This is a genomic window from Rhizobium sp. YTUHZ044 (assembly GCF_051123975.1).
Classification (GTDB): Bacteria; Pseudomonadota; Alphaproteobacteria; order Rhizobiales; family Rhizobiaceae; genus Rhizobium.
Map to the genome: position 1 here is coordinate 2,206,984 of NZ_CP101426.1, position 12,092 is coordinate 2,219,075.

At 59.9% G+C, this 12,092-nt stretch carries 10 protein-coding genes; 4 read left to right on the forward strand and 6 right to left on the reverse strand.

The window, feature by feature from the left end; all coding sequences use genetic code 11:
- Positions 1-2 precede the first annotated feature (2 nt).
- Positions 3-701 carry a ribose-5-phosphate isomerase RpiA gene (rpiA, locus tag NL154_RS11000; protein WP_221147595.1) on the reverse strand — a complete coding sequence of 233 codons (699 nt, stop codon included), beginning with the start codon at positions 699-701 and terminating at the stop codon, positions 3-5.
- Positions 702-968: 267 nt separating this feature from the next.
- Here rpiA and NL154_RS11005 point away from each other — a divergent pair, with 267 nt between their 5' ends.
- Positions 969-1,673, forward strand: a complete 705-nt coding sequence (locus NL154_RS11005) for an HAD family hydrolase (RefSeq protein WP_434734043.1) — start codon at positions 969-971, stop codon at positions 1,671-1,673.
- A 318-nt stretch (positions 1,674-1,991) separates the two neighbouring features.
- On the opposite strand, the gene NL154_RS11010 is transcribed toward NL154_RS11005, so the two are convergent.
- Together NL154_RS11010 and NL154_RS11015 are read right to left on the reverse strand one after the other, a co-directional pair.
- On the reverse strand, positions 1,992-3,893 hold the full coding sequence (locus NL154_RS11010; protein ID WP_221155815.1) for a L,D-transpeptidase family protein: 1,902 nt from the start codon (positions 3,891-3,893) through the stop codon (positions 1,992-1,994).
- A gap of 75 nt (positions 3,894-3,968) precedes the next feature.
- Complete coding sequence (locus tag NL154_RS11015; protein ID WP_210631721.1) at positions 3,969-4,298, reverse strand: hypothetical protein; 330 nt, start codon at positions 4,296-4,298, stop codon at positions 3,969-3,971.
- Between NL154_RS11015 and fumC the strand changes: the two genes are divergently transcribed.
- Positions 4,297-5,688, forward strand: a complete 1,392-nt coding sequence (gene fumC / locus NL154_RS11020; RefSeq protein WP_210631069.1) for a class II fumarate hydratase — start codon at positions 4,297-4,299, stop codon at positions 5,686-5,688. The two genes, NL154_RS11015 and fumC, sit on opposite strands and share 2 nt — an antisense overlap.
- Positions 5,689-5,895: 207 nt before the next feature.
- Here the strand turns inward: fumC and NL154_RS11025 are convergent, their stop codons facing one another.
- A complete protein-coding gene (locus NL154_RS11025) occupies positions 5,896-6,723 on the reverse strand; it encodes a VCBS domain-containing protein (protein ID WP_210631613.1) in 828 nt (275 codons plus the stop codon).
- Between the two features lie 253 nt (positions 6,724-6,976).
- On the opposite strand from NL154_RS11025, the gene NL154_RS11030 reads away from it, so the two are divergent.
- Both NL154_RS11030 and NL154_RS11035 read left to right on the forward strand, forming a co-directional pair.
- Entirely contained in the window at positions 6,977-8,584 is a 1,608-nt protein-coding gene (locus NL154_RS11030) for a fumarate hydratase (protein ID WP_434734044.1), read from the forward strand.
- A 614-nt stretch (positions 8,585-9,198) separates the two neighbouring features.
- The gene (locus tag NL154_RS11035) at positions 9,199-10,266 is read left to right on the forward strand and encodes a GGDEF domain-containing protein (protein WP_210631067.1); all 1,068 of its coding nucleotides are present in this window, start codon (positions 9,199-9,201) and stop codon (positions 10,264-10,266) included.
- 180 nt (positions 10,267-10,446) lie between these two features.
- Here the strand turns inward: NL154_RS11035 and NL154_RS11040 are convergent, their stop codons facing one another.
- Both NL154_RS11040 and NL154_RS11045 read right to left on the reverse strand, forming a co-directional pair.
- Complete coding sequence (locus NL154_RS11040; RefSeq protein ID WP_210631066.1) at positions 10,447-11,058, reverse strand: pyridoxamine 5'-phosphate oxidase family protein; 612 nt, start codon at positions 11,056-11,058, stop codon at positions 10,447-10,449.
- Between the two features lie 36 nt (positions 11,059-11,094).
- Positions 11,095-12,069 (reverse strand): alpha/beta hydrolase, encoded by a 975-nt coding sequence (locus NL154_RS11045; RefSeq protein ID WP_434734045.1) that lies wholly within the window; start codon positions 12,067-12,069, stop codon positions 11,095-11,097.
- Between the last annotated feature and the right edge of the window lie 23 nt (positions 12,070-12,092).

Sequence of the window (12,092 nt, forward strand, 5' to 3'; positions counted from 1 at the left end):
TGTTATCTGTTTGCCTGCAGCGTGCGCGCACCCGCAGGACCGGCAATGATCGCAAGTGCCGCCATATTGATGAAGAGCCCGTGTTCGACGACGCCGGGTATGGAATTCAGCTCGCTCGACAGCGCCTCTGCATCAGGAATGCGGCCAAAAAATGCATCGATGATGTGATGGCCGCCGTCCGTGGTAAACTCTCCGTCACCGGATTGGCGCAGGCTGAGTTCGCCGGAAAGGCCGAGCCGGGCCGCAACTTTTTCGATTGCCATCCGCGTCGAGACGAGGCCGAACGGATTGACCTCGATCGGCAGCGCAAAGGCGCCGAGTGTCTCGACCAGCTTGCTCTCGTCAGCGATGACGATCATCCTCTGCGAAGCCGCAGCGACGATCTTCTCGCGCAGCAGCGCGCCGCCGCCGCCCTTGATCAGCCTGAGCGCCGGATCGATCTCATCGGCGCCGTCGACCGTCATATCGAGAGCCGGCAGCTCGTCAAGCGACTTTAGCGGAACACCGAGCTCGACACAGAGGCGCGCCGTTCGTTCGGACGTCGGAACACCTTCGACCTGGAAGCCGCCTGCGACCTTCTCCGCCAGCAGGCGGACGAATTCTTCCGCCGTACTCCCGGTTCCAATGCCGAGACGCATCCCGCTTTCGACATGGGCGAGCGCGGCCTCGGCGGCCTTGATCTTCATTTCGCGGGCATCCATGCGCCGCCAGCTCCGAATTATTGCGTTGGATGTGCTGTTTACACGGCTCGCCTGGCAAACGAAAGTCAAAATCATCACGGAAAATGAAAAGCCGAAACAAACGCCTGCGGCCTTCCCGCTAATCCTCAGGCCGTTGCTTTCCGTCGCGCGATCGCCTACCTCAGGAGCAATATCATCGTTCTCGGGAATGACGCGTCTTTCCCAGGAATGACACCTCGTCGATCGAACGCCGCTCGCAAGACGCCCATCGCACAAAGAGGCAAACCCTTGACCCCTGCCCCCGCTCCGCTCGTCGTCTTCGATCTCGACGGCACCCTTCTCGACACCCATGCCGATCTGGTCGAAAGCCTGAATCATACGGTCGCAGCCCTCGGCCTCGACCCGGTCAGTTATGACGATCTTACCCATCTCGTCGGCCAGGGCGCGCGGGTTATGATCGAGCGCGCCTGCCGGCTGCGCGGCCATTCGCTCGCTGGAGACGACCTGCCGCTGCTGGCGGAACGCTTCGTCGCCCATTATGCAGGCAACATGCCCGGCCATACGGAACCCTATCCCGGTCTGGTCGCCGCCATGAACCGCCTGAAATCCGCTGGCTACCGCCTCGCCGTCTGCACCAACAAGATGGAGAGCCTCGCGCTCGGCCTACTCGACAAGCTCGACCTCCACAGCTATTTCGAAGCAGTCACCGGCGGCGACACCTTCCAATACCGCAAACCCGACGCCCGCCATCTCACCGGCACCATCGAGCGCGCCGGCGGCGATATTTCCCGAACCGTGATGATCGGCGACAGCATCAACGATATCGCCGTGGCCAGAAACGCCGCCGTGCCGTCGATCGCCGTGCCTTTCGGCTATTCGGATGTACCGGTCTCAAGCCTCGATCCGGATGTCATCATCACCCACTACGATGAACTGACGCCGGAACTGGTGGAGAGATTGCTGCGGGAGTTTGCGGAGAAGATTGCTGTTTGAGTTCTCCGCTCGCCTATCCTCCCTCATTCCTGTGCTTGTCAAAGGAATCCAGCCGGCTTCCGTCCGCAAGCCGATAAGACTTTAGAGTCGGGAACAATACGCGCGACTTGCTGGGGAGATCGCTGGCAGCAGCGGAACCATGTACCGACAGGCTGCGATTCTTCCGCCGCGTGGAAACGCGTCTGCTGGATTCCTGTGACAAGCATAGGAATGAGGGACGAGTTTGTGGCGCCAATCTGCCAAGGCTCACTACTCACAACCTCAAAAACAAAACGGGCGGCCCGAAAACCGCCCGTCAAACCATCACAAAATTAGGCGTCAGATCTGCGCCCCACGCGCCTTGGTCGTCGCATCGAAAGCCTTGTCGACATAGGCGTCACGGCCGTAGACGTCGTCGAAATACTCCACCACGCCATCCTTGTTCGGCCAGGCGGTGAAATAGGAGACGTAGACCGGGATCTTCTGCGGCACCTTCACCGCATGATTCTGGCCGCTCGCGATCTGCTTGGCGACATCGTCCGCCGTCGTGCCGAGCACGGCGGCTGCCATCGCGCGCGGATTGGCAAGGCGCACGCAGCCGTGGCTCAGCGCTCGCATGTCGCGCTTGAAGAAGCTCTTCGAGGGCGTATCGTGCATATAGATCGCGTGGCTGTTCGGGAACAGGATCTTCAGTTCGCCGAGGGCGTTATCGCCGCTTGGCGGCTGGCGCACCGAAACATTCGCGGTCGAGCCGTACCAGTCGACGCTGGACGAGGCGACAGCATGGCCATTCACCTCAACCTCATAACCGAGCTGATCGAGGTAGTTGGGGTCCGAGCGCAGCTTCGGCAGCATTTCGTTGATGATGATCGACTGCGGCACGCCCCAGAACGGGTTGAACTCCACCGTCTCGATCTCGTCGTTGAAGAAATAGGTCTGGTTGTTCTTGCCGCCGACCACCACGCGCATCGACAGCTGCTCCTTGCCGTCATTATGGTAATAGGCCATGTAGGCCGGCTGATTGATCATGACGTAGCGGGAACCAAGATCTTCCGGCAGCCAGCGCACCTGTTCCATGGCAACGACGAGCTTGTCGATCTTCGAGGCATTGGTGTCGCCGCCGGTCATGGCGCGCACCGTCGCCTGGCCGATGACGCCATCTGGCTTCAGACCGTGCTCTTTCTGGAAGTCCTCGACCAGCGAGACGATGTCGGGCGAATAGTCGCTGCCGCCGGCGTAGGCTGCAAACGTCGCCGCGTGATCAGTCTTCAACGTCTCGGACCCGTGCTTCTGCAGCGCCTTGACGATATTGGCGATCTCGGACGAGCTGTCGCCGGGTCTGAGCAGCCCTTGGAGCGAAATGACGACCTGCTCCTCATTGCTATCCGCGGCGCGAAGCTTGGCCAGCTCCGCCTTCAGCGCCTCGAACTGCGCGCTATCTGGCGACCGGCTGGCGATATAGGCGCCGGCATTCGGGCTCATGCGGGCAAGCTTCAGCACCGGCGCCAGATTGACCGCCTTGCGCTGGAAATCGTGATAACCCGAAATCTTGTTCGGATCGATGCGGCCGCGGACCGTGTCCTGCACGAAGGCAAGCACCTTGGCCGAAAGTTCCAGCTCGAATTGCGTCAGCGCCCGGTCACGCGCGGCAGGATCAGGATTGGCCGGATCGACCGCCGGCGCCTGCACGGCGTAATCGGCAGGGTCGAGGCCCACGGAAGCCGCATCGGCCAGCGCCGCCATTGCCGACTGGGCGCGTTCGCTGATCTGGTTGCCGTCGACCCAGACGAGCGGATTACGGCTATCGCTGTAATAGGTTTCGAGTGCCTTGGCGACGTCGGAATTGGCGCGAACCTTGGCCTGCGCCAGGAAACGGCGCTGCACCACCGGTTCGGAATCGCCCGCCGGCGAAACCTCAGCAACCGCACCAGTGACGATCGGATCGGCGAACTTGCTGGTATCGACGAACTGCAGGGCTTCGGTCTTGTAGGTATAATAACGCGGACCGCTCACCTTCGGCAGCGGCGCCTCCGGGTCAAGTCCGCCAAGCGATCCACCTTCGCCGCCACGCGGCGCCACACGCCCGGGCGGCATCTGATCCATGAAAATGGTGCTCTGGGTCCGCTGCCTGTCGCCGCGAAGCATATCCATCAGCGTATAGGCATGCGCGGGAGCGGCCATCATTGCCAGACCGCAGGAAACTGCCAATGCGGATACCGCGCTTTTCAAAACGAACGTCATATATATTCCAGTCCCGATGTCATGCTGTTCTCAGCTCAAATCCCGCGAAACTCAAGCAGCGTAGGGCCTCATTGATCAGAAACCGGCCTTCGCCGCCAGCGCCGGCGGACTCAATTTCATGTGAGAGGAATCCTGCGCGGCGCCGCACAGCAGTTCACACAAAATTATGAAATTATTAGTTAATTTTTTACCGAATTTTCGCCGCCGGACCAGTGTGGCAAAAACGCGCCGATGCATAAAATTTCCAACGTGGCCGAAAAAGCACGCCGCCCGGCAGGCACAAACATGACTGTGATCATCAATATTTCGCACGGCATTCGGTTTTCTTGCTCTGGTTTCCAACCTATAAGACCACATCTTTCGAAGATGCCAGAAAACAGCATGTGACAGGAAGGCAAGGCTCATGACCGCAACCCGCACCGAAACCGATACTTTTGGCCCCATCGAAGTCGCCGCCGACCGATATTGGGGCGCCCAGGCGCAGCGTTCGCTCGGCAATTTCAAGATCGGCTGGGAAAAGCAGCCGCTGTCGATCCTTCGCGCGCTCGGCATCGTCAAACAGGCGGCCGCCCGCGCCAACATGTCGCTCGGCCAGCTCGATCCGGCGCTGGGCAACGCCATCGTCGATGCCGCCCAGGAAGTGATCGACGGCAAGCTCGACGACCATTTTCCGCTGGTCGTCTGGCAGACCGGCTCCGGCACGCAATCCAACATGAACGCCAATGAAGTCATCTCCAATCGTGCCATAGAAATGCTCGGCGGAGTCATGGGTTCCAAAAAGCCCGTGCACCCGAACGATCACGTTAATATGAGCCAGTCGTCGAACGACACCTACCCGACGGCCATGCACATCGCCTGCGCCGAGCGGATCGCTCACCACCTGCTGCCCTCACTGAAGCACCTGCATGCCGCCCTCGACATGAAGGTCACCGAGTTCAGCCATATCATCAAGATCGGCCGCACCCATACTCAGGATGCCACACCACTGACGCTCGGCCAGGAATTTTCCGGCTACGCCGCCCAGCTCGGCTCGGCCATCAAGCGCATCGAGATGACCCTGCCCGGCCTCTGCGAACTCGCCCAGGGCGGCACCGCCGTCGGCACCGGCCTCAACGCGCCGGTCGGCTTTGCCGAGAAAGTCGCCGAGGAGATCGCCGACATCACCGGCATGCCCTTCGTTAGCGCGCCGAACAAATTCGAGGCGCTCGCCTCCCATGACAGCATGGTGTTCAGCCACGGCGCCATCAATGCGGCGGCTGCCGCTCTCTTCAAGATCGCCAACGACATCCGCCTGCTTGGCTCCGGCCCGCGCGCCGGCCTGGGGGAGCTGGCGCTGCCGGAAAACGAGCCCGGCTCCTCGATCATGCCCGGCAAGGTGAACCCCACCCAATGCGAAGCCCTGACGCAGGTCTGCATCCACATCTTCGGCAACCACGCCGCACTGACCTTCGCCGACAGCCAGGGCCATTTCGAGCTCAACGTCTACAATCCGATGATGGCCTATAACTTCCTGCAGTCGGTGCAGCTGCTCGCAGACGCCGCCGTCTCCTTCACCGACAACTGCGTCGTCGGCATCGAGGCGCGCGAGGACAACATCAAGGCCGGCCTCGAACGCTCACTGATGCTGGTCACCGCCCTCGCCCCCAAGATCGGCTACGACGCCGCCGCCAAGATCGCCAAAACGGCGCACAAGAACGGCACGACGCTGAAGGAAGAGGCACTTGCCAGCGGACTGGTGACATCGGAAGAATATGACGCGATCGTGCGTCCGGAGACGATGATCGGGCCGAAGTAATCGGTTAAGGAGGTCTGCTCCTCTTCTCCACTCGTTCCTTCTTCTCCATGGTCGAAGCAAGAGGGAGCGGGCAAGCTTGGCACTTGCTCCCTCATTCCTGTGACGAGCACAGGAATGAGGGGGTGAGTAGGCGCCCTCATATTTCTTGCCATCGCGGTCGCCCCTGCTGGCATCGGACGGGGAACCCCGCACGACATCAGACAAGCCTCAAACCAACAGCGAAAAATTGTCCATCACCACAGAATTGCCCATGAAGTCGAAGCGGATTTCTTCGATGTCTTCGAGATTGACCTCGAGATTGGGCCCGGTAACCTCGAGCTCCTGTTGATAGACGATCTGGCCGTCGTTCAGGGCAGTGAGCGTCAGATGAAAGGGCGATGCCGACAGTTCGGCGATCGAGACGCTCTGAAAGGTGAACTCCCCGCCATCGACCATTTTCAAGCTTACGGGCGCCGAGCCGGGGGATAAAACGGTGTCGCTGAAACCGTCTTCGGTGATGGCGTCGACGCCCGGAATGGTATCGTAGACAATGCCGTTCAGAAGCGTCACATCGTGGCTGCCGTTCACGGAGAGCGCAAAGCCCCGATAATTGGGGAGAGAGAAATTATCCGCCCTCGATAAGACGCCCATATCATCGAAATCCAGGACTTCGTGGTATTTTTCGCCTTCGTTGACGCCGTCGATCGCAAGGGTCAACACGCCGAGGTCCGTGCCCCCCGAGCCGTCGGACATCTTGTAACTCAGTTTTTCGATGAGCTGATCGGACTTCCCTAAATTCTTCACCACATCCAGCGTGGTATCCAGCTCATATGTGAAGTGACCGTCAGGCTTCACCTTGAAGGTTCCGTACTTGCCCTGAATGATCGTTTCGTGGTCAGGCCCATGTTTGGCGTCGATACGGACGCCATTGACGAAGCGAACATACATGTCCGCACCTTCGGGATCGCTGGCGAGGCGCAGCAGATCGCCCCTGATCCAGTCATGTTCGAAAAAAACCAGAAGGTCGTCGACAGCAGTTGGCTTTGCATTTGTCATTGGAAGCCCCGGCAGGTTAACGCTGCCGAGAATATGAACTGGGCTTGAATTGAAGGCAACCTGAAGTCGGTTGTTTCGCGACAAATGTCGAGTTCGCCCTTGTTTCACTCTCTTATTGCGTGCAACGGGCGGGTTGCAAAACGTGGCACGACATGGCTCCAACTCCACACTCCGCCGTTCCCAATTGCATTTGCATCGCAGCAGATTTAGACCGGTTCCAATTTCAGCGACGCCCACCAGAAAGGTCACTTGGATGGCTGACGATCTCTTCCCCCTCGGCGAGGATGCCACCCCCTACCGCAAGATCAGCAGCGACTACGTCTCGGCCGACAGCTTCAAGGGTCAGGAAATTCTGACGGTCGATCCCGAGGGCATCCGGCTGCTTGCCGAAACTGCCTTTGCCGACATCAACCACCTGCTGCGCCCCACGCATCTGAAGCAGCTTGCCGCCATCCTCGACGACCCTGAAGCGACCGACAATGATCGTTTCGTCGCCTACGATCTGCTGAAGAACGCCAATATCGCCGCCGGCGGCGTGCTTCCGATGTGCCAGGACACCGGCACGGCGATCATCATGGGCAAGAAGGGCCGCAGGGTCTGGACGGAGGGCGGTGATGCGGCGGCGCTTTCGAAAGGCGTGCTCGACGCTTATGAAAAGAAGAACCTGCGTTATTCGCAGCTCGCGCCGATCAAGATGTTCGAAGAGAAGAACACCAGGAACAACCTGCCGGCTCAGATCGATATTTATCAGGAAGGCACCGACTCTTACGACTTCCTCTTCGTCGCCAAAGGTGGCGGTTCGGCCAACAAGACATTCCTCTATCAGGGCACGCCCTCGCTCCTGACCCATGACCGGATGATCGACTTCCTTAAGGAGAAGATCCTGACGTTGGGGACGGCAGCCTGTCCCCCCTACCATTTGGCGATCGTCATCGGCGGCACCTCGGCCGAGATGAACCTGAAGACGGTCAAGCTCGCCTCGACCCGTTATCTCGACGCGCTGCCGACCGAAGGCTCCGAGAGCGGGCATGCCTTCCGCGACGTCGAAATGGAAAAGGAAATCCACAAGCTGACGCAGCAGATGGGCGTCGGCGCCCAGTTCGGCGGCAAGTATTTCTGTCATGACGTGCGTGTCATCCGCCTGCCCCGCCACGGCGCCTCGCTGCCGATCGGCCTCGGCGTCTCCTGTTCCGCCGATCGCCAGGCCAAGGGCAAGATCACGCGCGACGGCATTTTCGTGGAGCAGCTCGAAACCGATCCGTCGAAATACATGCCCGAGATCGACGAGGCGAAACTGTCGGAATCGACCGTGCATATCGACCTCAACAAGCCGATGGCCGAAGTGCTCACCGAACTCTCCAGGCATCCGGTCAAGACGCGCCTTTCGCTGACCGGCACCATTATCGTCGCCCGCGACCTCGCTCATGCCAAGATCCGCGATCGCCTGGAAAAGGGCGAAGGCATGCCCGATTACCTGAAAAATCACCCGGTCTACTATGCCGGTCCCGCCAAGACACCGGCCGGCTATGCCTCCGGCTCCTTCGGCCCAACGACGGCCGGCCGCATGGACAGCTACGTCGACCAGTTCCAGTCCTTCGGCGGCTCGCTGGTGATGCTCGCCAAGGGCAACCGATCGCGCGCCGTGCGCGAAGCCTGCAAGAAACATGGCGGCTTCTACCTGGGTTCGATCGGCGGCCCCGCCGCCCGTCTCGCCAAGGACTGCATCCGCAAGGTCGAAGTGCTGGAATATCCCGAGCTCGGCATGGAAGCAGTCTGGAAGATCGAGGTGGAAGAATTCCCCGCCTTCATCGTCATCGACGATAAGGGCAATGATTTCTTCCAGGAATTGAATTTGGGATAATCGTCTGGTGTGGTCTTCGAAGGCAGGTGAAGGGCAACTGACGGCTTGCCGTTAAGCCCCTGTCCGCCCGCCGGAGAAGGTGCCGCACGCCTTTCAGATATTTGCGCGCTCACTGAATATCTCCAGCGCTTGTCACATCTCCATCATCACCCACCCCAGGATCTCCGTCCGAATGCGCAAGGCGAGACCGGTGTGCTCCAGCAGCACGGCGCCCCCTGCGAAGACGGTGAAAACGAGGATGGCGAAGAAATGGCGCGGGACCTTTCCATAATCTCACGTCCTGATTTTCTGGCAGTATTTCGGGTTTGCCGGTGAAAATTGTCATTCCGCAATATGCGTACGAAATAGGAGACAACCAAACTTGCTGTCGACAAGATGAATACGATCTTCAACCAGAAAAGATGCGTAAGTTTTTTAAATACGCCTCCCGCGCAACGGGTATACACTGTCCCGATGAAGATGCATTTTTCCATGAAGAATCAGAGACCTGCCTGAAGTATAGACCCACTGCGAAGTTTTCATATGTAATCTTTGGTATATATCGCTTTAATCTTTTCCCAAGAAATTTAAGCTAACAAATAAATATTGCCTTCGAAAAAAGAGGAGTTTGCCGGATGAATACGGCTGTCGCGCCCAAGGTGCAGGTTCCCGACGTAGCGGGCCAGATCACCTATGCCATGCGCTCGATGGGCGTTGCGCCGATACCCCGCAATTACGAACTCTTCTACGAAGCCTATATCGGCTCCAATCCGGCCCTCACCCGCGAACTCGCAGCTCTCGGCAGCCAGGCGACACAGGCCGAACTCGATGCGCTGGGCGCGCAGTATTTCACCAGCACCCCCGTACGCGTTTTCGACGATGCCCATACGCGCATATCAGGCGAACTCGACGGCCTGCTGCGGATACTGAGGCAGGAGCAAAGTTCGCTCGAAAGCTATACAAGGCTGCTCGGCGAGACTCATAAGCGCATCACCTCCAAAAGCAATGCCAGCGTCGAACTGATCGAAAGCGCTATCGAACTTTTGAGCCAGGCGACCGGCGATACCATGGCGCATGGCGAACGTACCGTCGAGGACGTTGTCCAGCGCTCGCAGGAGATGGACCAGGTCCGCAAGGAACTCGACGAATACAAGCGCATTGCCAACACCGATTCGCTGACGCGCCTTTCCAACCGTCGCGCCTTCGACGACCGGCTGGCAGCGGTCTTCAACAATCCCGGCATGCGGCCGATAACGGCCCTGCTGCTCGCCGACATCGACAATTTCAAGAAGATAAACGACACCTACGGCCATCCTGTCGGCGACAAGATCCTGGCCACCGTCGCTTCCGTCATCCGCAGCAATGTCCGGCGAGATGTCTTTGTCGCCCGTGCCGGCGGCGAGGAATTTGCCCTGATCATCGAGGGCAACACGGCCGAGGAAGTGACGGCGATCGCCGAACGCATCCGCCGCACGTTGGAAACCACGCCGTTCAAGAATTCCCGGACCCGGGTGAATTACGGCCCGATCACTGTTTCGATCGGCATCTGCATGGCCTCGAATGCCGAGGATGCCGGCGAACTCTACAGCAAGACCGACATCGCGCTGTACGGCGCCAAGCACGCCGGCCGCAACTGCATCGTCCTCTATCAGGATGGCATGCAGAAGGACTTCAGCAAGAGCTGGCTGATCTACAAGGCTTGACGCTGAACCCTCATGATAGGGCACGCTGTCGCCACTAGGTGACAACCCTTCTTTCGTCATGCTCGGGCTTGTCTCGAGCATCTGCCGCCAGTGCAGCAGCTCCTCGGCAAAGGCCAAGGATGACGTCGATTAAAGGGCGAGCTTTGTCAAAACTGCACCGTCGCAATGAGATGACAGTGTTTACCACATCGTCTTCGCCGCCCGTCCCGGCCATTCCCGGTCGTAGGTTTCCTGATCGAAATCGCTGACGGCGGCCTTCAGCATCTGGCCCGGCGTCGGCAAGTTCGCCGGATCGGTGAAATGCGCAGCGTTCCACAGTTCGGCCCGCATCACCGCTCGCGCGCACTGGAAATAGACCTCGTCGATCGAGATGACGACGACGGTGCGTGGATGTTTGCCGTCCATTTCGAAACTCGAAAGCAGTATCTCGTCATTTGAAACGACACCGCGGCCATTGATACGCATCGTCGTGTTCGAGCCGGGGATCAGGAACATCAGCGCAAGCCGAGGGTCGCGCACGATGTTGGAGAGCGAATCCACGCGATTGTTGCCGCGCCAATCCGGCAGATGCAGCGTCTCGTCGTCGACAACGCGAACTACGCCACCGAGATCGCCGCGTGGCGAACAATCGAGCCCTTCCGGGCCTACGGTCGCCAGTGCCGCAAACGGCGAGCTTTCGATCATCTGGCGATAGAGCGGCGTCAGCCGCTGGGTCACCTTGTCGACCGAGGCCTGCGACAGCCCGGCGCCATAGATCGTATTGAGCTCTTCGATGCTGCTGATGATTTTCATGAAGCGTCCCGCCGCGGCTGATCTTTGCCACGGACGCTACAATGCCGCGCGCCTCGCCGGAAGCTCAAAAAACGGAATGATCTCTGCATCTTTTTTGATGCTTTCGCCGGCGTCCTCGTCCGCGTCGCCTTTAAGAAAGGCCGCGATCGCACCGAGCACGGGAGCCGCGCCGACGATGCGCCGGTGACCGAAGCCGTTCGCCCAGAACAGCCGCACAGTCTCGCCCGCCGCGTCATAACGCCTGGCGTGGGCCGGCGACACCTCTTTGTCGTCCTCGGCGTGGATGACGAGCACAGGCCAACCAAGCATGCCGGCCGTCTCGCTAGCTTCGAAATCCTCGAGTCTCCGCCCAGTGACACGATGGACTTCATTCTCCAGCGCAGCCTGCGCAGCCGGGTGAAGCCCGATCATCCGGCCGAAATCGGTAAAGAGCCAGGCCATGTCGCTCGGCGCGCCGATCAGCACCAGTCGCTCGCAGATGGCCGGCGCCGCATCGGGAATCAGGCCTGCCGCCGAGACCATCAGTACTGCGCCCCCGAAGGAATGGCCGATTGCAGCGTCGAATGCACCGAACCGCTCTCCTGCCGCTGCGACTGCCTGGACAGCAAGTCCCATATGTAGGAAGCGCCCGCCCGCCCGCCCGTGACCGGGAAAATCGAGCGCCACCACCTCGGCGCCCGTCGCCGCCAGCACCGAAACGAGATCTGTCATATAGACGGCGCTCGAGCCCCAGCCATGTGTGACGAGGTAGCGCTTGCGCTGGCCGATTGGCCCGCCGTTCAGGCGATAAGCATGCGCCTTGGCGCCGCCGGCGAGCCTGAGCACGAAACGTTCCGCGCCGGCAAGCCGCGCCGCACCAGCAGCATACGCTGCCTTCGCCTTTTCGCCCGTCGGCCGTCGCGATGGTGTGCGGCAGAACAGCAGGAATGCCGCCCTGCCCGCCAGCCGCGGCGAAATCGTCTGCAGAAGCCGGAATCCGACGCGGGTGACCTTAAGCGCGAAATTTGCCATAGTGGGAATCCAAAAGACTGTTC